This is a genomic window from Bowmanella yangjiangensis, from assembly GCF_017255015.1.
GTDB classification, from domain to species: Bacteria; Pseudomonadota; Gammaproteobacteria; order Enterobacterales; family Alteromonadaceae; genus Bowmanella; species Bowmanella yangjiangensis.
On the sequence record NZ_JAFKCS010000006.1, the window covers coordinates 211,305 to 235,764 of the forward strand.

The 24,460-nt window shown below is 48.6% G+C and carries 21 protein-coding genes and 2 tRNA genes; 7 read left to right on the forward strand and 16 right to left on the reverse strand.

Going from position 1 to position 24,460, the window contains the following annotated elements:
* Positions 1–27 precede the first annotated feature (27 nt).
* On the forward strand, positions 28–558 hold the full coding sequence (locus tag J0A65_RS08905; RefSeq protein ID WP_206593814.1) for a SprT family zinc-dependent metalloprotease: 531 nt from the start codon (positions 28–30) through the stop codon (positions 556–558).
* Between the two features lie 14 nt (positions 559–572).
* Here the strand turns inward: J0A65_RS08905 and J0A65_RS08910 are convergent, their stop codons facing one another.
* Positions 573–1,820 carry a glycosyltransferase gene (locus J0A65_RS08910; RefSeq protein ID WP_232849826.1) on the reverse strand — a complete coding sequence of 416 codons (1,248 nt, stop codon included), beginning with the start codon at positions 1,818–1,820 and terminating at the stop codon, positions 573–575.
* Positions 1,807–3,255: a GGDEF domain-containing protein gene (locus tag J0A65_RS08915; RefSeq protein ID WP_269814644.1), complete on the reverse strand. Its 1,449-nt coding sequence runs from the start codon at positions 3,253–3,255 to the stop codon at positions 1,807–1,809. The genes J0A65_RS08910 and J0A65_RS08915 overlap by 14 nt, the downstream gene beginning before the upstream one ends.
* A 202-nt stretch (positions 3,256–3,457) precedes the next feature.
* On the opposite strand from J0A65_RS08915, the gene J0A65_RS08920 reads away from it, so the two are divergent.
* Genes J0A65_RS08920 through J0A65_RS08935 form a run of 4 tightly spaced genes read left to right on the forward strand, consistent with a single transcriptional unit; the run spans position 3,458 to position 7,269 of the window.
* Positions 3,458–4,150, forward strand: a complete 693-nt coding sequence (locus J0A65_RS08920; RefSeq protein ID WP_206593816.1) for a YIP1 family protein — start codon at positions 3,458–3,460, stop codon at positions 4,148–4,150.
* A 12-nt stretch (positions 4,151–4,162) separates the two neighbouring features.
* Positions 4,163–5,326 (forward strand): efflux RND transporter periplasmic adaptor subunit, encoded by a 1,164-nt coding sequence (locus J0A65_RS08925; RefSeq protein ID WP_206593817.1) that lies wholly within the window; start codon positions 4,163–4,165, stop codon positions 5,324–5,326.
* Between the two features lie 43 nt (positions 5,327–5,369).
* Positions 5,370–6,038 (forward strand): ABC transporter ATP-binding protein, encoded by a 669-nt coding sequence (locus J0A65_RS08930; protein ID WP_206593846.1) that lies wholly within the window; start codon positions 5,370–5,372, stop codon positions 6,036–6,038.
* A complete protein-coding gene (locus tag J0A65_RS08935; protein ID WP_206593818.1) occupies positions 6,031–7,269 on the forward strand; it encodes an ABC transporter permease in 1,239 nt (412 codons plus the stop codon). The genes J0A65_RS08930 and J0A65_RS08935 overlap by 8 nt, the downstream gene beginning before the upstream one ends.
* A gap of 42 nt (positions 7,270–7,311) precedes the next feature.
* Here J0A65_RS08935 and J0A65_RS08940 read toward each other — a convergent pair whose 3' ends face one another.
* From J0A65_RS08940 to ftsH, 11 genes are all read right to left on the reverse strand, one after another.
* On the reverse strand, positions 7,312–8,232 hold the full coding sequence (locus J0A65_RS08940; RefSeq protein WP_206593819.1) for a TlpA family protein disulfide reductase: 921 nt from the start codon (positions 8,230–8,232) through the stop codon (positions 7,312–7,314).
* 102 nt (positions 8,233–8,334) lie between these two features.
* A complete protein-coding gene (locus J0A65_RS08945; protein ID WP_206593820.1) occupies positions 8,335–9,798 on the reverse strand; it encodes an SEL1-like repeat protein in 1,464 nt (487 codons plus the stop codon).
* Positions 9,799–9,805: 7 nt separating this feature from the next.
* The gene (nlpI, locus tag J0A65_RS08950) at positions 9,806–10,711 is read right to left on the reverse strand and encodes a lipoprotein NlpI (RefSeq protein ID WP_206593821.1); all 906 of its coding nucleotides are present in this window, start codon (positions 10,709–10,711) and stop codon (positions 9,806–9,808) included.
* Positions 10,712–10,944: 233 nt separating this feature from the next.
* Positions 10,945–13,071 carry a polyribonucleotide nucleotidyltransferase gene (gene pnp, locus J0A65_RS08955; RefSeq protein WP_206593822.1) on the reverse strand — a complete coding sequence of 709 codons (2,127 nt, stop codon included), beginning with the start codon at positions 13,069–13,071 and terminating at the stop codon, positions 10,945–10,947.
* A 248-nt stretch (positions 13,072–13,319) separates the two neighbouring features.
* Entirely contained in the window at positions 13,320–13,703 is a 384-nt protein-coding gene (locus J0A65_RS08960) for an MmcQ/YjbR family DNA-binding protein (protein ID WP_206593823.1), read from the reverse strand.
* 167 nt (positions 13,704–13,870) lie between these two features.
* A tRNA-Leu gene (locus J0A65_RS08965) sits at positions 13,871–13,955 on the reverse strand.
* Between the two features lie 15 nt (positions 13,956–13,970).
* Positions 13,971–14,309, reverse strand: coding sequence for a preprotein translocase subunit SecG (secG, locus tag J0A65_RS08970; protein ID WP_206593824.1), 339 nt, complete (start codon positions 14,307–14,309; stop codon positions 13,971–13,973).
* 13 nt (positions 14,310–14,322) lie between these two features.
* Positions 14,323–15,069 carry a triose-phosphate isomerase gene (tpiA, locus tag J0A65_RS08975; RefSeq protein ID WP_206593825.1) on the reverse strand — a complete coding sequence of 249 codons (747 nt, stop codon included), beginning with the start codon at positions 15,067–15,069 and terminating at the stop codon, positions 14,323–14,325.
* A gap of 92 nt (positions 15,070–15,161) precedes the next feature.
* Positions 15,162–16,511 (reverse strand): phosphoglucosamine mutase, encoded by a 1,350-nt coding sequence (gene glmM / locus J0A65_RS08980; protein WP_206593826.1) that lies wholly within the window; start codon positions 16,509–16,511, stop codon positions 15,162–15,164.
* Positions 16,512–16,550: 39 nt separating this feature from the next.
* Positions 16,551–17,381 (reverse strand): dihydropteroate synthase, encoded by an 831-nt coding sequence (folP, locus tag J0A65_RS08985; RefSeq protein ID WP_206593827.1) that lies wholly within the window; start codon positions 17,379–17,381, stop codon positions 16,551–16,553.
* A 63-nt stretch (positions 17,382–17,444) separates the two neighbouring features.
* Positions 17,445–19,379, reverse strand: a complete 1,935-nt coding sequence (gene ftsH, locus J0A65_RS08990; RefSeq protein ID WP_269814645.1) for an ATP-dependent zinc metalloprotease FtsH — start codon at positions 19,377–19,379, stop codon at positions 17,445–17,447.
* 662 nt (positions 19,380–20,041) lie between these two features.
* Between ftsH and yhbY the strand changes: the two genes are divergently transcribed.
* Positions 20,042–20,338 (forward strand): ribosome assembly RNA-binding protein YhbY, encoded by a 297-nt coding sequence (yhbY, locus tag J0A65_RS08995; RefSeq protein WP_188699145.1) that lies wholly within the window; start codon positions 20,042–20,044, stop codon positions 20,336–20,338.
* Between the two features lie 145 nt (positions 20,339–20,483).
* Here yhbY and J0A65_RS09000 read toward each other — a convergent pair whose 3' ends face one another.
* From J0A65_RS09000 to nadA, 3 genes are all read right to left on the reverse strand, one after another.
* Positions 20,484–21,239 carry a substrate-binding periplasmic protein gene (locus J0A65_RS09000; protein ID WP_206593829.1) on the reverse strand — a complete coding sequence of 252 codons (756 nt, stop codon included), beginning with the start codon at positions 21,237–21,239 and terminating at the stop codon, positions 20,484–20,486.
* A gap of 579 nt (positions 21,240–21,818) precedes the next feature.
* A tRNA-Ser gene (locus J0A65_RS09005) sits at positions 21,819–21,906 on the reverse strand.
* Positions 21,907–22,259: 353 nt separating this feature from the next.
* A complete protein-coding gene (gene nadA, locus J0A65_RS09010; protein WP_206593830.1) occupies positions 22,260–23,318 on the reverse strand; it encodes a quinolinate synthase NadA in 1,059 nt (352 codons plus the stop codon).
* A gap of 152 nt (positions 23,319–23,470) precedes the next feature.
* Here nadA and J0A65_RS09015 point away from each other — a divergent pair, with 152 nt between their 5' ends.
* On the forward strand, positions 23,471–24,202 hold the full coding sequence (locus J0A65_RS09015; RefSeq protein ID WP_206593831.1) for a ferredoxin--NADP reductase: 732 nt from the start codon (positions 23,471–23,473) through the stop codon (positions 24,200–24,202).
* Positions 24,203–24,460: the final 258 nt, after the last annotated feature.

A 24,460-nucleotide genomic window follows, 5' to 3' on the forward strand; every position in this document is an offset into this window, starting at 1 on the left:
CACCGCTTTGATACACTTAGATCCAGAATGTCATGGTTTTGGGTTTTCTCTCGCTTGGATAACGATCTCAAATTACAGGCACAGCAACGTCTTCAGTATTGTCATCAGTTAGCTGAACAGCAATTACAGCGGCGTTTTCCCTTGCCCACCCTGAGCTTTGACCAACGCGGTCGAATTGCCGGCAGCGCTCACCTGCAAAGCAACCATATTCGTTTGAATGCCGTGTTATTGGCGGACAATCCAGATGAATTTATGCATGAAGTGATCCCCCATGAATTCTGCCATTTACTGGTTTGGCAGTTGCATGGACGTGGCTCACTATTTGGACGGGTGCGTCCACATGGCCCGCAGTGGAAAGGCCTGATGAAGTCTTTGTTTAATCTTAATGGCACATCTACCCATCGAATGGATATCAGCAAAGTGGCAGGCCGGCAATTTCCTTATCATTGTCAGTGCGGCCCTGTGCAACTGTCGATTAGACGCCACAACCGCATTCAAAAGGGCGTTGTCTATCATTGTCGTCGCTGCCAACAAGCCTTGGTGGCGACACACCATTAAGCTTGATTCAAATACTATGACAGAGATTTCAGACGGTTCTTGGCTTCAATCCACTGCGCCATATATTGGGTACTCTTAAGGCTGTGATGACGCAGCATGCTGCCAAAGAAATTAGCCTGACGCAGTGCCTCCAGATTGCTCGCAACATGCTCCATACAGGCCAACAATCTGGGGCCGTGTTCCGCTTGAGAAAAGCGCGCTGGTAACAATTGACCAGCATATTCGCTTAGCACCTGCCATTGTGCTTTATGTTGATAGAGACCAATGGCCTGCTCAGCAAAGGCCTGGGCATCATCGGCCACCAGCAATCCAGGCGGTAGCGCGCCATACATGCCCTCCGCCCCGATACTGCTGGTGACCGCCGGCGTTTTACACAACGCCGCATCGATCAACTTGCCCTTTAATCCTGCCCCAAATCGCAGCGGAGACAGCATCACCCTCGCCTGCCCAACGACACTCAGCGCGTCTTCGGCCCAGCCTTTAACCAGAAAACCTTGTTTTGGATTATGCAAAGCCGTTGCTTTGGGTGGCGGATAAGCACCATAAACATGCAACTCTGCCTGCGGAAGTTGTTGACGAATAAGCGGCCAGATCTGCTCTTTCAAATACAGCACGGCATCCCAGTTAGGCGCATGACGAAAGTTGCCAATACTGACAAAGTGTTCGCGCTGTTCAAACTCCAATGTTTCAAGCACAGACATTTGCCCTTGCATAAAGGGACAGTAATGCAAAATCTCAGCCGGAATATTGAAGACATCACGCAGCAAAGACCATTCAAATTCGGAAATAACCAGGGTGATGTCACAACGTAAAATGGCGGCGATTTCACGCTTAGCCAGCTCATTGTATAAATGCGCGTTGCTCAGTTCCTCACCTTGTTTAACTGCCATATGCCTGGCATGGCGGAGAAAATGCAGGTCTTCGGAGTCAAGAATACGCAAGGCACCGGGACAATATTGCTCCACCCGCCAGCCAAATTGTTCTTCCATCATAAAGCGGTCGAACATCACCACATCCGGGTTAAGATGGCGAATGTAATCATCAAAAGACGCGCAGTTAAGGCTCAGAGTAACCGCCTCTACGCCCAGCTCAGCCAAGTCTACCGCATGCTGGCTGCTTTCTGCAGCCGAACCATACACCACCTGATAGCCGGCCGAACGAAACACAGATAACAGTTGTAACATGCGGCTGCCGGCAGCCGAAGAATTAGGCTCTGGCCACACATAGCCAATCACCAACAAGGTTTTACTATTGCCCGGCAAGATACATCTCCACTCTGTTTCGCCCTTGATGCTTAGCGTGATACAGCAGTCTATCAACCTTTTGCAGCAGTATCTCTACCGGCGTACCATCTGCCTGCATCGCGCCAATACTCACCGTGATATTGTGGGTCGTTCCATTGACACTAATTCCCTGCAACTCCAGAGTACTGCGCAGTCTTTCCAGGGCTTGGCCAGCCTGCTCAATACTGATGCCAGGCATCAGCAGGGCAAACTCTTCTCCACCAATACGGGCCAGCACATCAATTTGTCGTAGCTGCTTTTGTAGTAATGCCGCCACCCCCGCTAACACCCTGTCTCCCACAATGTGGCCATGCTGGTCATTGATTTTTTTAAACCAATCCAAATCCATCAGAGCCACAACGTATTGAATGCCAGTGCGCTCACAGCGCTGGCGTTCCTCTTCCAGCCGACGCATAAAATGCACCCGGTTGTATAAGCCAGTGAGGTCATCATGGATGGCTTTTTCACGCCAGAATGCCTGAATTCGATTGGCGTCATTCAGCTCTTGCTGATGTAGCATTACCGCCAGCGATACTAAAGCAATGCAGAATACAAAAGACATCAACAATACAATGCCAGCGTTTTGCTCCGCCAGTGCGAAGGGGCCGAGACCCATTGATGCCATCATTAGAGAGGTTATGACACTCAACATAAGCGCTATACCCAAATGATAAGGACAGCCACGCAGTGCAATGAAGGTCAGTAATGGGAATATCAAATAAATCACACCGGGCAGCCATAAAAATGCCACCACCACGGCCAATAATGCACACAACTGAACAAGCAGAATTGATTTTGGCCAGCTCAACGCCTTCCATGAAAGGTTTTGCAGGCTCAGGTACAGGGGATAAACCAACAATACTCCCAGGCTATCAGCCAGAAACAACGCTTGGAAATAGTCCATTCCTTGCTCGAGTCCGATATAGCCCCCCCACCAAAGGTTGACGCATAGCAGCAGCGAGGTCATTCCCATTGGCACAATACAAGCGAACAGAACAAAAACTGCCACATCCCAGCTTTTACGCAGGCCTTGCGGTAAAAATCGCTGTACTAAAAAGGCAGTGAAAGCAGATGACAATGTATCGATGAAGGCTGCCACAACGGCATGATATGCGCCGTGATTTAACATAGCGGCATCCATCTGGGGCAGGTTGGCAGCCAGACTGGCAATAAATACGAAAGGAATTGCCAGCAAACCGGTACGCATAAACATTATGAGTCCGATACCGGAAGGCAGCCATAACAAGCTGATGTTGCCGGGAGGAAGGGACAAGATGGTCATGCCCAACAACGCGGTCAAGTAGTAGCAGACGGCCGCAGATAGCAACCATTTGAGTCGAGGAAACTTCAGAGTACCACCTTTCAAAACAAGAGAAATTTGGCGGACAAGCCCTTCCCTGATACCTGACGACATATTTAAGTGTAATGGCACCTTGCCATAGCTGCCAATACCAGCAAAGAGGTATTTGAAAAACCAAGAAAACTTTTTACATCTTTTTTGTTATAAATTTGCTTTGCTGGCGACTAGCATAGGGTGCTCAGTGATTTTGAAGCTTAACTTCATCGACACACCTTTCAGGAAAACGCCCAGTATAAGAAATCAAGGGAGACAATTTGTGGCAACACTTTCCAATGCATTAATCAACGTTTTTGTGGCCCCCAAAAGCCTGTTTGAGGACTTAAAAGAAGCCAAAGGCTGGGGATGGATTGCACTTATCTTTTCAACCGTTTTTTACGCTCTAGTCACCTACTGGCTATATAGTGGCATGAGCTCGGAATGGATTGTCGAACAACAAATTGCGCAGATGGGGGATGTCAGCCCCGCCGAAGCAGATCAAGCTCGCAACTTTATGCAGGACAGTGCACCTTACACTGCACCTATTGCCGCCATTAGCATTATTTTGGTTACCCTGATAATGAATGCCTTATATGCCGGCTATCTGAAACTGGTCAGTCGCACCGATGAATTCAGCTATGGTGATTGGTACAGCTTTAGTCTGTGGGCCATGATGCCAATGTTTTTCAATGCCTTGGGCTTGGCACTGTTGGTTTTACTGGCAGACAGCCCTGACCTTCCGCTGAACTTCGCCAACTATGCTTCTTTAAATCAACTTGTACTGAACTTACCTGTTGAGCATGCTCTATACGCATGGACCGAAGCCTTAAACCTGTTCAGTGTATGGGGCATAGTGGTTGCTGCTGCGGGTTTACAGATCTGGGCGAAAATGAAGCCGGTTACCGCTTATGTGTTTGCCGGACTGCCCTTCACCCTGATCATGGGTATCTGGCTACTGTTCGCCTTGATCTAAGCGGATTCCAATATGAAAAAATTAGTCATCCTGACCGCCATTATTGGCGGTCTGGGAGCCTTGGTTGCCTATAAGCATTTTGTCGGCAATCAGGGCCAGGTAACGGTAGAGGCTGCCTCTGTCAGCCAGGGAGTACTGAGTGATACCATTCTGGCCTCAGGAAATCTGGTGTTTAAATCACAAATTCAGATCCGTTCTGAAGTAACAGGCACGGTTCAGAACGTACTGGTAGAGGAAGGTCAGCAAGTACAACAAGGCGAGGTGCTGATGCGCCTCGACCCTACCGCTTTTAATGCCGATGTGGAAAGTTACCAGGCTGCTGTTGATGCGCGGCGCATAGAAATTCAGCGCACTCAGGCGGTAGAAGCCGATCTGCAGCGCCAGGTTGAACGCAATCGCAGTTTACTGGCGCAAAAGCTGGTTCAGCAGGAAACCGTGGATGCCCTGCAAAGCCAACTGGATATTGCGCATATCAATACAGAGGCTGCCCAGGCACAACTTGAGCAAGCCGAAGCCGCATTGGTTTTGGCCAAAGACCGACTACGCAAAACCGTATTCGTCGCCGCCATGGATGGGCTGTTAGCCTCGGTAGATATTAAAACCGGCGAAACCGTGATTGCCGGCACCACCAATATCGTAGGCTCAGATCTCATGGTGTTGGCTGATCCCAGTGCCATTTTGGCCGAGCTTAGGGTCGATGAGGCGGATATTTCAAGGGTTGCCTTAGGACAAACAGCAGAAATTTTTGCCGCAGCTCTGCCCAAAACCCCCATTACCGGCGAAGTCATTTCCATCGGCACGTCGGCTAAGCGCCTATCCAGCGGCGAAGGACTGGCTTTCAGGGTCAAGGTATTGCTTAACCCTGGTGAGCATAAATTGTATCCCGGAATGAGCTGTCGGGCAGAAATCATCACCAGTCAGGGGGAAGCAACGTTGAACGTACCTGTCGCTGCTATTCAGGAAGAGCAAGGTAAGTCTTTTGTTTGGCGCGTAGATGATGATAACCGCCTTGCCAAGGTGTGGGTGACTACCGGTATGGCTACCGACATCCAGCAGGCTGTGTTATCCGGCTTGCAGGACATGCACAAAGTGGTGGTGGGACCATCGCGGCTATTCAGTCAGTTTAAGGAAGGACAGCAGGTACAACTTAAGCAGGGTGCTGACAGTGACCTATGACGACCAGGTAATCAAGCTGAGCAATATCAGCAAGCGCTATGAGATGGGCGGTGAGCAGTTTTACGCTTTGCGTGACATCAATCTGCATATCACTCGCAACGATTATGTGGCGATCATCGGTCCGTCGGGCTCAGGCAAGTCGACCCTGATGAATATACTTGGCTGTCTGGATATTCCCAGCAGCGGCGAATACCTGCTGGACGACCAGCCCGTGGCGAGTATGGATGAAGCTGAGCTGGCGAAAATTCGTAACCAAAGCGTCGGTTTTATTTTTCAGAGTTTCAATCTGTTACCTCGCGCCACTGTGCTCGCTAATGTCATGCAGCCACTGGTATATCGCATGCTACCAACGTCGGAACGGCAGAATATGGCTAAACAGGCCCTGCAGCGGGTCGGGCTGGCCGATAAACTCGGGCATTTCCCCAACCAACTATCCGGTGGTCAGCGCCAGCGAGTAGCCATCGCGCGCGCGCTGGTCACCAAGCCGGCGATTTTACTGGGTGATGAGCCGACAGGTAATCTGGACAGTAAAACCACCCAGGACATTATGAAGCTGTTTGATGAACTGCATCGGGAAGGCCATACCATAGTGCTAGTAACCCACGAGCAGGAAATTGCCGACCATTGTCAAAGGGTCATCCGCTTGGTGGACGGCAAGGTGGCCAAAGACAGTCGCAATGACGCTGCACAGAGGGAGAGACTGCATGTTTAGCGGACTACATGCCGCCATTGAAGGCACCCGGGCAGCGCTTGCTTCCATTCGTGCCCATGCCATGCGAAGTGCGCTTACCACCTTAGGCATTGTTATCGGTGTGGCGGCAGTGATTACCGTAGTGGCGGTCATGGAAGGTTTGAGCTCCAGTATTGATGCACAGCTTGATGATCTTGGTAGCGATATGGTGACGTTACGTGCCACCACGTCGCAGGAACAAGCCATGCTGGGGTTTTCTAACAAACTGAGCTACGACGACTTTCTGGTGCTTAAAGCCAAGGTCAAAGACGTGGAGGATATGAGCGCCAGTATGCAGGCGTTTAGCTTTGGTAGCACCGTCAGCTACGGTCGTGAAACCATCCAAACCCAGGTAATAGGCACCGACTCTGGCTATCAGAAGGTGATTAAAGTGTTCCCCCAACAAGGACGTTTTATTCGTAGCACGGACGATGATCGTCGCCGCCGAGTGGTATTTATTGGCGAGTCAGCACGGAAGAAGCTAAAACTTCCGGATAATCCCATAGGTGAATTTATCAGCCTGTCTGGGGAATGGTTTCGCATTATCGGTGTAGCAGAAGAGCGAGGCTCACTGTTTGGTTTTGATCAGGACAACTATATTATTGCTCCGTTCTCTACTATGGCATCCCTGGCTGGCGCCAGAGTAACAGAGAACATTGATATTCTGTTCAGACCCGCAGCGGGAGCGGATCTGGACAATGTGCAGACCCAAATCCGGCAAATTCTGCGTAAACGCCATCATCTTTCCGGTGACGATAAGGATGACTTTGAATTTATCACCGCCAAGAAAACCAAAGAGAGCTTTGCCAAAGTCACAACCTCGGTAACCTTGGTAGCCGGTGGTGTAGTGGGTATCAGCCTGCTGGTGGGCGGTATCGGTGTGATGAATATTATGCTGGTATCGGTTACCGAGCGGACTCGTGAGATTGGTATCAATAAAGCGCTGGGGGCCACTCCCAACTTTATTATGCTGCAGTTTCTGGTCGAAGCCCTGGTCTTATCATTATTTGGCGGCATTATTGGCTTGTTGCTCGGCTGGGGGCTGGCAGTCTTTATCTCCATGCTGATGCCCAGCATGCCGGGGGCATTGGTACCGGGTTGGGCAATTGCCCTGTCCTTTGGTTTTACCACGGCGATCGGCGTGATATTCGGCCTGATGCCAGCGGTCAAAGCCGCCAAGCTCAATCCCATCGACGCCTTGCGTTACGAATAACACTTATAAAAATGCCACGCTAAGCGCGGCATTTTTTTCGACCTACATTACGTCTTGTATCTGCTGTAACAATTTATCAGGAGAAGCAAAGGAGTTAATTCTCAAAACCTCCTTACCCTCTTTAATGATCACCAGCGTTGGCATTTGATTAATACCGTAGCCGATTGCCGCATCCAGACTAGTGTCGATGGCAAGAGGATGTTTAGCCGCGAACTTCTCTCTGTATTCATTCAAGTCAGTCTGCCCGGTCCATAGCCGAGATACGATACCCAGGCTATGCACAGTAGGATATGCCTCGCTTAGTTGATTGAAAAACTGCTGGCCTGCGATGCAATTCTGGCTTTGCTCAGGTCTGGAGTCTTTGAGATACCAATCACACCAAGTGGCAGTAAAATACAGCATCTGCGTGCCCTGCTTCTGGATGTCCAGATTTTGTTGCTCTCCATCAACCAGCGTAATCGCCGGTAGCTCGCTGGGCTGGCGAGCCGAGACTAATGCAAGACGTTTATCCAATGTGGCATCGGCGTCATGGCCTTTATGTACTATACGTCCATCACGAGTAACCAAAATATGCCAGGGCGTACCCATTAGTCCAAAAGCCTGCGCCAGCTCCCCCGAATTGTCCTGAAGGATTGGCATGGTGAGTTCAAATCTATCTATAACCTCAGCCAGAGCATCCGGTGTTTCATTCACGCCCAAATTAATGGATACGAACTTTACCTTATCGCCGTATTCTTCATAGGCGTGCTGAAAATGCGGCATCTGCTGCATACAAGGTACACACCAGGTTGCCCAGAATTTGACATACATGGGCGATTCACCAACTACGTCAGCATAAGACAATAATTCCCCGCTCACCGCCGTATAGTTTTTACTCTTTAGTACTTCAAGGGCTTCGCTTGCATACAGCTTACCTGTGTAGAGTAACGGCAGTAGCAAGGGAATATATTTAAAACTGGTCATAAATCGTCCTTTTAAACAAACATCTATGACCAGTTTAGTGAAATGCTAAGCGTGGAAATTGTAAAAAACAGACATTCCCCTTTCTATCCACACAGGCGCGGATCAAAGCGGGCTTAAGACGCTATCCACCTGAAAACTGTCAGCCAGCGCAGGAAACTGATACAGGTTGGCTCGTTGGCGCCATTGTGCGGCAAGCTCAGCATTGCCTGCCGCTTCCCAGGCCTGGGCAAAATTAACAAAGGCAGGTAAAAGTTCGGCACGATTCTCCAGACGCTGCTTCCATAGCGCCATATACAACGGCGGAATGTAGGCTTGGTCGTGATATTCCATAAAGGTTAAGCGGTCGCTGCCCTTGTAGGCCTGCATCTGATGATTGTTGCAAGTCCTGGCTTTAGCCATGGACCATTCCTCACCAGTTTTACGCCAACCGTCAAGCTTCTCAGGTAGTTCCTCTGCTTCGGTCACAAAAACCAGATTCGGTGCATCGCTATAAGGATGGCAGACCATTTCGGCCATATCTGTAGACAGCGGATACTCATCCACGAAGCCGGCAAAATGTGCCAATTCATGCACAAACACCGAATAGGTGTCGCCTTGATCAAGATACATAATGCCATTGTGTACATTAGCCTTGCCACGCGGTGCCAGTACCATTAAGTGGGTAAAATCCTCAGCCAGGGGTAATCTGGACAACTGTCTGACATCACATCCCAAACGTCGATGGCTTTGCCAGTTTTCATCACACTTTACTTGTTTGGGCTTCACCCAAACCGGCTCCAGCAGACATATGGGGAGAGATTCGAGTCGCTCATCCTGTTTAAAGGATTGGCTCAATTGCGCCATCTGTTGCATGTTCTCTAATGACATCACCACAGGCTGCAGGCGGATCACACATTGATTCCTGGCCACGGCCAGCCCATTACCTTTGCGCTGCCAGTAACGGTTTATCCAATTTAGATAGTCCCCCGCTGCTGCAACGCCGTTATCCCGGGCATGGCTAAGCCAACTTTTAGCCTGCTTGTACTTACCAATCCGCCACTCCAGCTTGGCCAACAGTAGTGCGCTGTTAGCGTCCCGCGGAGCGGCCTTTTCCAGCCAGACTTCGGCTTGCTCAGCTTGCTCCTCAATCAGCAGCCATTGATACAATGAAATAATCGCGGGCAAGTAATCCTGCTCGGCAGCCAGTTCCAGCCAGCGACGTTTGTTCTCAGCAGAATCACTGAGTAAGGCCATTTCATGCTGAGCGGCAGCAAAGCCAGCCAATGCCGCCTTTGCCATCAAACGTTTATGTGGCGCTTCTTCTGTCTCGTTTAATGCCAGACGATAATAAGAACGTGCATCACCAAGCTGTGCTGCTTGCCTAAGCCAATAAGGATCCTGATTTTGCTGTGCATATTCGCTCAGTGCACTGAGCGCTTCATCAGAGCCTACATTCACAGCTCGGAACAAAGAGGCAGGGTCGCTTTCCCCCTGCTTGAGCATTATGGGAATATATTGTTGCTGGCTGGCTACCGACAAACAGGCACCGCCAACAGCAATAATCAACAAACGCAAATACTTCAACATACTTTGCTTATCGTACCGGTTCGTCTTGCAGTGTTTTCTCGCGTAACAAATCTAACTCTAGTCTGGCATAACGGTGCTCGACAAACTCGTAAACATTGGTACTTAAAGAGAGCTTAAAGTAGTTTGACGCCACCCCTTTCTGACCTTTAGCCATATGGTATTTACCCAGATAGAAATAAGCTTCACACAAGCGATTAGCCAGCTCCTGCTGACTGCGCACACCCACCAGTAACTCGGACAACAACTGACGTTCAGAGATATCCCCCAGATACAGATCCACTAAGGCAACCGCCCAGTTGTCCTGTTTTAATTTGCTGCGGCTATCCCGCAACGTTTTAAGTGCCTGGGTTGCATCGACTTCCGTCTCAGCCAGATAAGCCCATACAGCGCGATAAGGGTCACTTTCATCACGATGATAAAAACGATTTAAGTCGTCAACCGCCAGTTCTGGACGACCACCGTAATACAGCGCGATGCCGCGATTCAGAAATGCAAAGTCGTGATTGGGGTCAATATCCAAAGTCGCATCAAAGGCTTCATAAGCCTGGATAAATTCCATATTCTGGGTGTGGTGAATTCCCATGAAATTATAGGCTTCGGCCATATCAGGGCGCAGTTTCAGCGCCATACTGAAATCAAATTGCGCCAGGCCATCTAAACCGACACTGTCATACAACATGCCTCGCTGATAAAGCAGATCGGCACGCTGCGAATTATCCAGCTCGACCTGAGCCAAAATCTGACTGTACCTTGCCAGCGCCATCTGGCTACGCATATTCGCCGGCATAGGTTCAACCAAAATAAGGTTGCCCATCTGCCCATTACCTGACTGACCATTAGGTACTGTGCTGCAGGCATTGCTACCGATGACGGCAGCCACTAATAAAAATAATCTTGATAGCTTAATGATCATCTAACCTGTCGCTTTCCTTTTAGGTGCGCCTTAATGCGGGAGACCTGTTAAGACTCCGGCCCAAATACCGGCAGCCAGTTATACCTGTTCTGGCTGTCCGCTTAAAGCCCCTTGCTGTATCAAATTATTGTTGCAGGCATGCGTAATGCCAAGGCCATGGCACAAATTAAAACGAAAAATGGCACCCCTTGGGTGCCATTTATTTTTCTTAATCAATCAGTTATGAAAGATTATCAGTCCTGAGGCTGCTCTGCCTGAGACTCAGCAGGGGCTGCAGGTTTTTCCAGCAGTTCCTTAATGCTCAGACGGATACGGTTCTGGCGATCGATTTCCATGACCTTCACATCCACCATCTGACCTTCGCTCAGGTAATCACTCACCTTGGCCACACGCTCATGAGCGATTTGGGAGATATGCACCAGACCTTCTTTACCTGGCAGTACTTCAACAAAGGCGCCGAAGTCTACACAGCGGGTTACTTTACCATGGTAAGTTTTGCCCACTTCCACATCAGCAGTGATGCCTTCGATCATATCGATAGCAATCTGTGCCTTAGCGCGCTCGGTTGCGAAAATCTTGATAGTACCGTCATCTTCGATCTCGATGTTGGTATCAGACTTCTCAGTGATAGAACGAATAACCGCGCCACCTTTACCGATAACTTCACGGATTTTGTCCTGATCGATCTTGATGGTGTAAATGCGTGGAGCAAACTCAGACATCTCTTCACGGTGTGAATTGATGGCTTTATCCATCACACCCAGGATATGCAAACGGGCTTCTTTGGCCTGTTTCAGAGCGATTTGCATGATCTCTTTAGTGATACCTTCGATCTTGATGTCCATCTGCAACGCAGTAACACCCTCGGCAGTACCAGCGACTTTAAAGTCCATGTCACCCAGGTGATCTTCATCACCTAAAATGTCAGACAAAACAACGAACTTGTCGTCGCTCTTTACCAGACCCATAGCGATACCAGCAACAGATGCCTTAATTGGTACACCGGCGTCCATCAGTGCCAACGAGCTACCACATACGGAAGCCATAGAAGAAGAACCGTTTGACTCGGTGATTTCAGACACCACACGTACCACGTACGGGAATTCTTCTTCAGACGGCATTACCGCTTGAATACCGCGCTTAGCCAAACGACCATGGCCGATTTCACGACGCTTGGGTGAACCCATCATACCGGTCTCGCCAACACAGTATGGAGGGAAGTTATAGTGCAGCATGAAACGGCTGTTGGTTAAACCACCCAGCTCGTCAATCATCTGCGCATCACGCTCTGTACCTAAAGTCGCTGTTACCAGCGCCTGAGTCTCACCACGGGTGAATAAGGCACTACCGTGAGTACGAGGCAGGATGCCGGTGGCTACGTCCAGAGCACGAATCATCTGCGGGTCACGACCATCGATACGTGGCTCACCGTTCAGAATACGTGAACGCACTACGTCACTTTCCAGATCGTGTAGCAACTCTTTCAATTCTTTTGCATCTTGCTCTGGGCTTTCTTCCAGAATCTGTGCTGCCACTTTATCAGTCACAGCAGTGACTGCGTCTTTACGGGCCAGCTTGTCAGAAATCTGGTAAGCGGCAGTCATATCAGCTTCGGCCAGGGCTTTCACCTTAGCTTTCAGTTCTGTATTTTCCGCTTCTGGCTGCCAATCCCACTTAGGTGTATTTACTTCAGCGGCAAATTCGTTCACCGCGTTGATAACGGCTTGCAGCTCGTCGTGGCCGTACATTACCGCGCCCAGCATCACTTCTTCAGACAATACGCTGGCTTCAGATTCAACCATCAATACCGCACTTTGCGTACCAGCAACTACCAAGTCTAGCTGGCTGTCAGCTTGCTCAGAATTACGGGTATTGAGGATATATTGACCGTCTTTATAACCTACACGTGCCGCACCAATTGGACCATTAAATGGAATACCGGAAATAGCCAACGCAGCAGACGTACCGATCATGGAGATCACATCAGTTGGGATATCAGGGTTAGCCGACATCACAGTAATAACAACCTGAACTTCGTTCTTGAAACCTTCTGGGAACAGCGGACGAATAGGGCGGTCAATCAGACGAGCAGTTAAGGTCTCGTTTTCAGAAGGACGGCCTTCACGCTTAAAGAAACCGCCAGGGATTTTACCGGCAGCATAGGTTTTCTCTTGATAATTGACCGTCAGAGGGAAGAAATCCTGATCGGCTTTGGCTTCTTTTTTACCTACTACGGTAACTAATACCGCAGTGTCATCCATGCTGGCCATAACAGCAGCAGTAGCCTGACGGGCAATAACGCCGGTTTCCAGTGTGATCTTGTGCTGACCATATTGGAAGGTTTTAGTAATTGGAGTCACTTAATTTTCCTTACATTAAGCCTGATGCCCAACAAAGTGACTGCGACTGGAAACTATTGATTTCACCAGTACAGCCCCTTGTCTCATGGCAGAGGCTTCTTACATTGAATGTTCATATATTCGCTTTTTAACGCGGCGCATAGTATAGCGAGGAAGATTTACCAATTCCATTAAACATTTATTTAGCTTGGGGTTAGTTTAAGTCGATATTCATGAGTAACTTGAACGTTGCTTGCACTTACAAATTGCTATACATCGAGCTGGAGTGCTTCTCCATATTTCGCCAATAGCCCCACACGATCCACTTTTTTAAGACCTTTCGCCACCAAAGCATAGGAATGGTCAATCATACGTTGAATTTCCCCAACGGGGATACTGCCGTCCAGTAGGATAGTGTTCCAATGCAATTTATTCATGTGGTAGCCGGGAATGACCGCACTAAACATGTCTCTGAGCATCATAGCCTGCTGAGGCTCGCATTTGAGATTCATGCGCCCTTCCCCCTGTTCACTTGCCAGGGTCGCGAACATCTTGCCGCGAATTTTCATCACGGCAACATCCGGCCCGAATGGAAAATCCTCAACGGCTTCAGGCTTACCAAGTAAGTAACTACGAGCTTGCAGATAGTCCATGATCTATCCTCAGTGGGTTTTGAGAGTCAAATGCTGGCGGGAAACAGACAAAGTTGCAACTAGGTTGGCACAGTTTGATTAGGCCTTACATTGCATTAACCCTGTGACAGCGAACCAGATCAGATTCGCAAATGCAAAAAACCCGGCCTGGCCGGGTTCTTTTAATTTGGTGCGGATGGCGAGACTCGAACTCGCACGTCTTGCGACACCACCCCCTCAAGATGGCGTGTCTACCAATTCCACCACATCCGCGAAATTTTAACGTTTTTAGTTAGGCACGTCAGTAGGCTGTGTTTTCTCAACAGGTACGTCGGTATCAGCTGGCTGAGTAACAGGCACTTCCAAATTTTCCCACTCGTCTACCTGCTTTTCTTTCCCTGCCGTCATTGCACCCAGAATCAAACTGATTGCAAAAAACAGCGTCGCCAGAATGGCAGTGGAGCGGCTCAGGAAATTACCAGAACCAGAAGCACCAAATACAGTGTTAGATGCGCCAGCACCAAAAGATGCACCCATATCGGCACCTTTACCGCGCTGAATCAACACCAGCCCAATCAAGGCTAATGAAATCAGCAGATAAATCACCATCAATACTTCGTAAAGCATGCTTTACCTCAATTCAGTTTGCCGCTTGGCAAATTGCTAAAAAATCCTCGACTTTCAGACTGGCTCCGCCTATCAGGCCACCGTCCACATCGGGTTGCGCAAAAATCTGCGCTGCATTAGCGGCATTTACGCTGCCACCATACAAAATTCTTATTTTTGCTGCCGCATCCTGGCAGAACTTGCCCAGATGGACACGAATAAACGCATGAACTTCTTGTGCTTGCTCAGGCGTTGCGGTGTTTCCCGTACCTATAGCCCAAATGGGCTCATAGGCAATCACCACATTTAACAGGTCTTGTTGACTAATAACCTGTGTGACGGCATCTAGTTGGGAAGCAACATAATCAAACACTTTGCCGCTTTGCCGCACTTCAAGGGGCTCACCAACACAAACAATAGGTGTCAGACCTGCCGCTAACGCAACTTGCACTTTATCAGCGACAAGTTCGTTTGACTCAAACTGTTCCGCCCTGCGTTCAGAATGTCCCAATATGACGTATTGGCAACCGAGATCCTGCAGCATAGCAGCGGAAATCTCGCCAGTGTGGGCTCCGTTTGGATACACACTGAGGTTTTGAGCGCCCAGTTTAATCAGTTCTGCATCGAAACCACTCAGTAAAGTAAAAGGAGGGCATACAACCGAATCCATATTCTCTAACTGAGATTGTCCTAATGCTTCCTGCATTTGCTTAACCAGAGACAGGTTACCGTTCATTTTCCAGTTACCTGCCACTATGGGGCGTCTAATCTTCGCAGCCATTGTGACTCCTGGCTCGTCTGGCGAGTCAATTCAAAGCGCGCGAGAGTGTAACCAACCGCATAACAAGTTACAAGTGGCTCGCGCGTCAAATGTTACTGTGCGGTTACTTTTCGTACCGACTCTGCAATAGCCTCGGCCCACTTGCTCGCCAGTTCGTCTTTGGTGGCTTCAACCATAACCCGAATTAGTGGCTCAGTACCGCTTTTCCGCAATAACACGCGCCCATCATCGCCCATATCTTGCTCCGCCGCCTTTACAGCAGCAAGCACATCCGTGTGTTCCAGCGGTGAAGACTTGCCTTCACTGTATCTGACGTTAATCAGGGTTTGTGGGAATTTCTCCATACCGCGGCGCAGTTCATACAGACTCATGCCGGCACGTAACATAGATGTCAGCACCTGCAACCCCGATACAACACCATCGCCGGTTGAAGCAACTGCGAGGTTAAGCACATGACCAGAGCTTTCTCCACCGATGTTCCAGCCTTTTTCCTGCAGCAGCTCCATTACATAGCGGTCACCTACCTTACTGCGAGCAAAGGGAATTGACAGGCGACTTAATGCGACTTCAAGGCCAAGGTTGCTCATAAGCGTACCCACAACACCACCGCCGTTCAAGCGACCTGACTTCAGAGCATCTCTGGCAATGATGTAAACAATTTCATCACCATCTACCACGTTGCCTTTATGGTCTACCATCATAATGCGGTCACCATCACCATCCAGAGCAAACCCGAGATCAGCTTTTTCGGCCAGGACTCGCTCCGTGATAGCTTGCATTGACGTGGCTCCCACGTCGTCGTTAATGTTCAAGCCATTGGGGGTAGTGCCAAGTTCAACCACCTCTGCCCCCAACTCTCTGAGCACATTCGGTGCGATGTGATAAGTAGCACCATGGGCACAGTCCACCACAATCTTCATGCCGGTTAATGACAGGTCTGATGGAAAAGTACCTTTGCAAAATTCAATGTAGCGACCAGCTGCGTCATTAATGCGAGTGGCTTTGCCTAATTTGTCAGGGGCAGCACAAACCATTGGCTGCTCAAGCATATCCTCAATAGCCTGTTCGATATCATCGTCTAATTTGAAGCCATCGGCTGAGAAAAATTTAATGCCGTTATCATAATAAGGATTATGTGATGCACTGATCACAATGCCGGCTTCCGAACGGAATGTTTTGGTCAGATAGGCAATTGCCGGTGTTGGCATAGGCCCCAACAAACCAATATTAATGCCTGCAGCAGACAAACCAGCTTCCAGCGCCGATTCGAGCATATAACCAGAAATACGGGTATCCTTCCCAATCAACACCTTGTTAGTTCCGCGACCAGCAAGCACTTTACCAGCTGCCCAACCTAGTTTAGTAACAAACTCCGGGTTGATGGCGCTCTCGCCTACTTTGCCGCGGATACCGTCGGTACCGAAATACTTTCTTTGACTCATAGTGTTCCTTGTATTGCTTTGCCGGATAATTTCCGGTCTTTATATTGAATCTGGGTCAAGCACAGCCATCGTCACTTTTAACACGTCCACTGTCTGTTTCACATCATGCACACGGATAATCTGTGCTCCTTTCATCGCGGCAATTGTCGCGCAGGCGAGACTGCCTGCCAAGCGTTCATCTACGCCTCGACCAAGAAGATTTCCCAGCATCGACTTGCGCGACATCCCCACCAAAAGCGGCAAGCCCATGTGATGGAAGCGCTCCATCCCTTGTAACAACTGATAATTATGCTGCAAAGTTTTGCCAAAACCAAAGCCGGGATCGAGCAGAATACGGCTACGTTCAATGCCCACATCAGTGCAAGCTTGGATTCGGTCATCGAGGAATGAAAAAACATCCATGAACAAATCTTGATAATGAGGTTCATTTTGCATGCTACGAGGCTGACCTTGCATATGCATCAAACAGACCGCAGCACTCGTTTTTGCTGCAATTTCAAGTGCTCCGGTTTCCTGCAATGCCCGCACATCATTGATCAATCCAGCACCGGCGCGGCAGGCTTCCAACATAACTTCAGCTTTACTGGTATCAACCGAAACAACAGTATCAAATCGCTGTGATATAGCCTCTACAACCGGCACCACCCGTGCTAGTTCTTCCTCAACCGACACATCAGCAGCACCAGGGCGGGTAGACTCCCCCCCAACATCGATAAAGGCTGCACCATCAGCCAGCATATTCTCTACCTGATATAAGGCGCTATCCAGCTTATTGAAACGGCCCCCGTCAGAAAAAGAATCAGGGGTAACATTGAGGATCCCCATTACTTTTGGGGTGGAAAGATCTACAACTTTGTCAGCAAATTTCATTGGATAAATGTTCCCAATAAGAAAAAGGCGCTATGTAGCGCCTTTTAAAGATAACGATGCAGTTTAGCTGGGTAAGTCGCCCGGCTTACTGATGTCCGCATCTGAACTTTTCTTCGTTTCGGCCTTGCTTTCCGGTTTGTTTGACGTATCACCCTTAGGCTTGTTGTCATTATCCCAATCTGCAGGGGGACGAACTTCGCGGCGCGCCATCAGATCATCAATCTGTTTAGCATCAATAGTCTCGTACTTCATCAGCGCGTCTTTCATGGTATGCAGGATATCCATATTGTCGCGAAGAATCTGCTCAGCACGGTCATAGTTACGATCAATTACGGCTTTGATTTCAGCATCAATGGCACGCGCCGTATCATCTGACATATGCTTGGCTCGCGCCATACTGCGTCCCAAAAAGACTTCGCCTTCTTCCTCGGCGTACAGCATAGGACCCATCTTGTCCGATAGACCCCATTGGGTCACCATCTTACGCGCCAAATCGGTAGCACGCTCAATGTCATTAGAGGCACCAGTGGTAACCTTTTCACCACCGTAAATAATGTCTTCGGCGATACGGCCACCATAGAGACTAGAGATCATGCTCTCCAAATGCTGCTTGGTGTAGCTGAATCTGTCCTGTTCCGGCAAATACATGGTCACACCCAATGCACGACCGCGCGGGATAATTGATACCTTATAAACCGGATCATGTTCCGGCACCATGCGACCAACAATGGCGTGGCCGGCTTCATGGTACGCCGTCATTTCTTTTTCGCTTTCCGACATCACCATTGACTTGCGTTCAGCGCCCATCATGATCTTGTCTTTGGCTTTATCAAACTCTTCCATGGCAACCAGGCGCTTGTTAGCACGAGCAGCAAACAACGCCGCTTCGTTAACCAGGTTGGCCAGATCGGCACCTGAAAAGCCAGGCGTACCACGCGCAATAACACCCGCATCGACGTTATCGGCAATAGGTACTTTACGCATATGTACTTTAAGGATCTGTTCACGACCACGAATGTCGGGCAAGCCGACAACAACCTGACGGTCAAAACGGCCGGGACGAAGCAACGCAGGGTCCAACACATCTGGACGGTTGGTCGCGGCAATCACGATTATGCCTTCATGGCCTTCAAAACCATCCATTTCAACCAGCATCTGGTTCAGGGTTTGCTCACGTTCATCATGACCACCACCTAAACCGGCACCACGCTGACGGCCCACTGCATCAATTTCGTCGATAAAGATAATACAAGGTGCTGACTTTTTAGCTTGCTCGAACATGTCGCGAACACGGGATGCGCCCACACCGACAAACATTTCTACAAAGTCAGAACCGGATATAGTAAAGAATGGCACTTTGGCTTCACCGGCAATGGCTTTAGCCAACAGCGTCTTACCTGTACCGGGAGGGCCAACCATTAAGACGCCCTTAGGAATTTTTCCGCCCAGCTTCTGGAACTTGGATGGGTCACGCAGGAAATCCACCAATTCAGATACATCTTCTTTGGCTTCATCGCAACCGGCCACATCGGCAAAGGTTGTTTTAATCTGGTCTTCACCCAGCAAACGTGCCTTACTCTTGCCAAACGACATAGCCCCACGACCGCCGCCACCCTGCATTTGACGCATGAAGAAAATCCATACACCGATCAGCAGCAACATCGGGAACCAGGAGATGAAAATGTTGGCCAGCATTGACGGACGCTCAGGCGGCTCATTGATCATACGCACATCATTCTTGATGAGGTCTGTCACCAAGCCGTTATCGCCAACAGACGGAATAAAGGTGGTAAAGCTTTCACCACTGCGGGAAACGCCTTTGATCTCCCGACCATCAATGCGCACTTCACGCACCATTCCCTGATTCACCTCATTGATGAACTGGGTGTAATCATATTGGCGTCCAGAAGATTCCCCTGGGGTAAAACTCTGAAACACCGTCATTAATACGACGGCTATAACCAACCACAAAATTAAATTTTTTGCCATATCGCTCAACGCTGTAACCTCTGTAAAAACAGTTCTTATCCGGACCGGTTTTCCTAACCGGTATCCTACTCAGTAGTACAAGCTAAACCAACCAGGATGTAACGCCTATGAAACCCTTACCCTTCATGTGGCAATGCCGCATTAGGTTCGGCTCCAGAGTCCGGCAGGCTTAGCCTACCAGAGTTCGACGCTCGAAACTATGTAAACCGGCTCAATATCCCCTTGAAACCGGTTACCTCTTGGCCCCCTTTATTTACGGAAGCCTTCCCCGAACTTAAGGGTGAACTTTGTTCAGAGAAATAAAAGCCATATCAATCTATAACACCAGCGCCTTAGCAGCCCTGTAGTCACTTCAACTCTGTCGAAGACATCTCAACTCTCGTCACAGACAAGGTGTATTTAAACCTGGTTAAATGCTCTACTACAAAGCGTAGGCGCCCCACCGAATTACACCATTTTATCTGCAGCTGAGTCCCACTTTAACAACATCCACTGACAAAGCGCACTGCCTTTACCTCGTTTTGAGCTTTAGCCAATGTCACCTTTTTTGGCATAACCTGCTAATGTCATTAGGCATGCGCTTAAGATGGCGGTAGAATACCGTTTTTCAACCCTTTAGACATACCAATTAACGCTGGTGTGTTTTAGTTAAAAGATAAATTTGTAACCTAATGATTCTTTCTACCAAACAGAAGCAATACCTCAAGGGTTTAGCCCACTCGCTCAAGCCTGTTGTTCTACTTGGCAACAATGGCTTAACCGAAGGCGTATTAGCTGAAATTGATAACGCCCTCAATCACCACGAACTGATAAAAGTGAAAGTAGCGACAACGGACCGCGAACAGAAACGCTTAATTTGCGATGCCATTGCTCGTGAAACAAAGGCACTGAACGTACAACTTATCGGTCACAATCTGGTGTTATACCGGGAAAGTGAAGAGAAAAAGATCCGCATCCCCAAAGGCTGAGTCAGCTCGGCCTTCCGCCTTCGAATTATGATTCACCGACTCGTGGCCATTTAAGGGAAAAGCTTAGCCTTTCTCAGCTGTCGCTACATAATTGATAAAACTGTTTCAATTAATAGATAATTTCGTCAATCATTTTCCCGGAGACTCAGTTCGTTGCGGTTTGCGCAACCTGATACTTCTGAATCAGGGAATCAACATCCCCTGCCACGCGCAGACTATCAAGGGCCCATTGCAGGCGCTCACGGAGTGGCTCGGGAAAGGCCGTATTCAGAGCTAAATAGTTCCCCTGAACATCGAGAGGGAACTCCAGTACCGGGATCAAATCTTCAATGACAAAACCCGAAGGTTGAATTTGATAGTGAAGCGTCAAAGGTGAACCAATAATTAGATCAAGTTTTCCTTTTATAAACAATTGCATGTCAGCATTTTTATAGGACACATTTAGCAAGTTTCTACCTTTCTCGAAGCCATGTTTTAACAACACCGCTTCATAAATATCATTAGGTTGAATTCCTATGGTATAGCGCGTAGCTTCGCTAAGAGAAGTAAGGGAAATGTCGTCACGATGTTTTAGCCTGTACAGGTAAGACGTTGACTTCACGAGTGGCCCCACCCACTTAAACTGCTGCTCACGCTCTTTATATCTGGCGGTAGAGATTAGGCCACTTAACTTATGCTGCCGGGTTAACTGAAATGACCGGCTCCAAGGCAACAATTCCAACTCACAAGCAACCTCAGCCCGTTCGCACACCAGCATGGTTAGCTCAGCATTAATACCCACCACCTTACCCTCTTGTATAAACTGGTAAGGGGGAAAATGCTCTGTGTAGATGGTAATAGACTCAGCCCAAGCAGGCCGCAGCATTGCCAGCATCACGAACAACACTGTCCTGACAAACATACTCCATCCTTTTGCGACTAAATTCGGTTGCAACAAAGCCCACCCAGCCAAACAAGAATTATTTTCATGTTAGCACGAAAAATCTATGACGGTTGAAAAGCCTCGGTCCTCAGCAAAAAATCAGCTCACTTCAGGGTATCAAACGGTTGATGAAATGAGGATATGGACACAGCAAAGTCAAAAGTGGATGCACTGAAAACGGCAGTGTTGTAGGTTTGGATACTGCAGAAGGGATGACAGAATACGTCCTGTATTCTGCCCTACGGGCCGCCGCCGACTGCGCGGCGTTCAAAAATGCTCCTGGCATTTTTGTCGAACCAAGGGTTCAAACCATGGCCGCCCTTCACGGGATATAAAAGAAAAGCCCCGTCCAGATGGAAGTGTTTATTCAGTATTGGAATTTGCATCGGGAGGGATTACAGAATACGTCCTGTATTCTGCCCTACGGGCCACCGCCGACTGCGCGGCGTTCAAAAATGCTCCTGGCATTTTTGTCGAACCAAGGGTTCAAACCATGGCCGCCCTTCACGGGATATAAAAGAAAAGCCCCGTCCATCTGGACGGGGCTTTTCTTTTATATGGCGGTGAGGGAGGGATTCGAACCCTCGATACGTTGCCGTATACACACTTTCCAGGCGTGCTCCTTCAGCCACTCGGACACCTCACCTAATTCTGTTTTTAGCCGCTTTGTTTAACTGGGTTGATTTCCCAGGAGCACTGCGGTGTGCTCATTGCTTCGGGCTCCTGCCCTCGCCCCTTTTGGGGCCATCCTGCGGATGTCCAATTTTGTTCCTGACAAAATTGTCAGCCACTCGGACACCTCACCTAAATTTTATCAGTCTACTTTGGAGTAAAACTCGGGGTGCGACTTACACCAATGAACAAGCAAGCCGATCTCCCCCGTTCAAGCGCCGCGTATGTTAGGGAATTCATTATTGTTAATCAAGGAAAATATCGAGCTGACCATGTCGTTCGCTAAATAATTAAACAAACGGTTCATAAGTCAGCGCTATATCAGCCTCAAGCATTACCTTTTACTTTCATGCTATGCGCCGCAGCGAAGTCCAACATGCGGTTCAAAGGAATCATCGCCTTAACCCTCGTAGCCTCATCCACGAAGATTTCATGGCCACTATTATCCGTCAAGGCTTGTTCAATGGCATCCAACCCATTCATTGCCATCCACGGACAATGGGCACAACTCTTACAGGTTGCGCCATTTCCACCGGTAGGCGCTTCAAGGAATATTTTACCTGGTGCCGCCTGCTGCATCTTATAGAAGATGCCTTTATCGGTAGCAACAATAAGACGCTTATTGGGTAAGGTTTGCGCCGCCTTAATTAACTGTGATGTTGACCCTACTGCATCAGCCATCGCGACTACGTTAGCCGGAGACTCTGGGTGCACTAATATGGCGGCATCAGGGTATTGCTGCTTTAACGAAGCCAGCGCCCTGGCTTTAAATTCATCATGAACAATACAGGCACCCTGCCACATCAACATTTCAGCACCGGTTTGCTTCTCAATATAAGCCCCCAGATGACGGTCGGGGCCCCACAGAATTTTCTTACCCTGACTATCCAGGTGTTCAACGATTTCTAATGCGATACTGGAAGTCACTACCCAATCAGCTCGGGCTTTCACCGCGGCCGATGTGTTGGCATAAACCACCACAGTATGGTCAGGATGCTCGTCACAAAAAGCACTAAATTTATCGATCGGACAGCCTAAATCCAGTGAACAAGTCGCTTCTAAGGTTGGCATCAGAACGGTTTTTTCCGGACTGAGGATCTTAGCTGTCTCACCCATAAATTTAACGCCAGCAACAATCAGAGTTTGTTCTTTGGCGTCTCGACCAAATCTGGCCATTTCTAATGAATCAGCGACACAGCCGTTGGTTTCTTCGGCCAACGCTTGAATAACCGGATCGGTATAGTAGTGCGCGACCAGGACGGCATTCTTTTCTTTCAACAAACGTTTGATACGCTCTTTGTATACCTGTTGCTCCGCTTCATCTAAGGCTCTGGGCTTAGGCGGAAATGGATATTCGAGAGTATCAATGGTTTGAGTCTGAATCATGGTGCGGCTCGGCATTGCTACGGGGCTGCGGATTATACAAGCTTTACAAAAGAATTGATACGGCATGACGGTTGTCAAAGAACTATGACATTGATGCATATAAATACGAGCGTCATGTTCTATATATAAAGGCAATGTAATGAGGAGGAAACATGTGGATTGATGGCACTGTTGCAAAACGCAAAGACTGGAATGAAAAGCTGTTCTCGCTGTTTATCCGCGCTGATATTCCCACCTTTATTCCGGGTCAGTTTATTAAGGTCGCTTTGCCATTCGAGGATAAGCGCATAGGTCGTGCCTACTCGTTGGTGAATCAACCAGGCGATTTGCTGGAAATACTGGTTGTCGCTGTCGAAAATGGCACACTCTCCCCTGCCCTGGCGAACCTTAGCGTTGGCGACGATTTACAGGTCAGCGACAGAGCCAGTGGCTTTATGACCTTGGATGAGATAACTCCTTGCCGAGATCTCTGGATGTTAGCTACTGGTACAGCGGTTGGGCCTTTTATTTCAATGTTAAGAAGTGCTGAAGTTTGGGCATCCTTTACTAACATTGTGCTGGTATATGGTGTGCGCAATGCAGATGACCTGGCTTATCTGGATGAACTTCGCAACCTGGAAAAACAACGACCACAGTTTTCTTTATGTCTGAGTGTCACCCGTGAATCATTTCAAGGAGCCTATAAAGACAGAATTACAGCCTTAATAAGTAGTGGTGAACTAGAGCAGACAACAGGATTGACCATCAACGCTCAAAATAGCCATTTTATGTTATGCGGAAACCCGCAAATGGTCAGTGAAACGCAAACCATATTAAAAGAGTTGGGATTAAGTCCTCACCTAAAACGACAACCAGGACAAATAACCATAGAGAAGTATTGGTGAGACAAAAAAATGGGCTGCGAACAAACTTAAAAACGTCTTACAGAACGTCTTGAATTGCATTATTCTCGCTGAGCAAAGCACATTTTTTGGCCATTACGGTGTCATTTTTGCGCAAGGCGCCTATAAATAAAGCATTTAGAAAGAAAAATGAAACTTTCTGGGAGAATTGGGTTGCACCTGATTCTGAAATAAGTATTATATGCGCCCGTTGCAGCAGACAACGAAAACAAGTGGGTCGTTAGCTCAGTTGGTAGAGCA

Bases quoted from the DNA above. Each gene is read 5' to 3' on its own strand.
- J0A65_RS08905 (WP_206593814.1), top strand. From the start codon at position 28: ATGTCATGGTTTTGGGTTTTCTCTCGCTTGGATAACGATCTCAAATTA.
- J0A65_RS08915 (WP_269814644.1), bottom strand. From the start codon at position 3,255: ATGTCGTCAGGTATCAGGGAAGGGCTTGTCCGCCAAATTTCTCTTGTT.
- J0A65_RS08925 (WP_206593817.1), top strand. From the start codon at position 4,163: ATGAAAAAATTAGTCATCCTGACCGCCATTATTGGCGGTCTGGGAGCC.
- J0A65_RS08930 (WP_206593846.1), top strand. From the start codon at position 5,370: ATGGGCGGTGAGCAGTTTTACGCTTTGCGTGACATCAATCTGCATATC.
- J0A65_RS08935 (WP_206593818.1), top strand. From the start codon at position 6,031: ATGTTTAGCGGACTACATGCCGCCATTGAAGGCACCCGGGCAGCGCTT.
- J0A65_RS08940 (WP_206593819.1), bottom strand. From the start codon at position 8,232: ATGACCAGTTTTAAATATATTCCCTTGCTACTGCCGTTACTCTACACA.
- J0A65_RS08945 (WP_206593820.1), bottom strand. From the start codon at position 9,798: ATGTTGAAGTATTTGCGTTTGTTGATTATTGCTGTTGGCGGTGCCTGT.
- nlpI (WP_206593821.1), bottom strand. From the start codon at position 10,711: ATGATCATTAAGCTATCAAGATTATTTTTATTAGTGGCTGCCGTCATC.
- J0A65_RS08960 (WP_206593823.1), bottom strand. From the start codon at position 13,703: ATGGACTATCTGCAAGCTCGTAGTTACTTACTTGGTAAGCCTGAAGCC.
- secG (WP_206593824.1), bottom strand. From the start codon at position 14,309: ATGCTTTACGAAGTATTGATGGTGATTTATCTGCTGATTTCATTAGCC.
- tpiA (WP_206593825.1), bottom strand. From the start codon at position 15,069: ATGGCTGCGAAGATTAGACGCCCCATAGTGGCAGGTAACTGGAAAATG.
- glmM (WP_206593826.1), bottom strand. From the start codon at position 16,511: ATGAGTCAAAGAAAGTATTTCGGTACCGACGGTATCCGCGGCAAAGTA.
- folP (WP_206593827.1), bottom strand. From the start codon at position 17,381: ATGAAATTTGCTGACAAAGTTGTAGATCTTTCCACCCCAAAAGTAATG.
- yhbY (WP_188699145.1), top strand. From the start codon at position 20,042: ATGATTCTTTCTACCAAACAGAAGCAATACCTCAAGGGTTTAGCCCAC.
- J0A65_RS09000 (WP_206593829.1), bottom strand. From the start codon at position 21,239: ATGTTTGTCAGGACAGTGTTGTTCGTGATGCTGGCAATGCTGCGGCCT.
- nadA (WP_206593830.1), bottom strand. From the start codon at position 23,318: ATGATTCAGACTCAAACCATTGATACTCTCGAATATCCATTTCCGCCT.
- J0A65_RS09015 (WP_206593831.1), top strand. From the start codon at position 23,471: ATGTGGATTGATGGCACTGTTGCAAAACGCAAAGACTGGAATGAAAAG.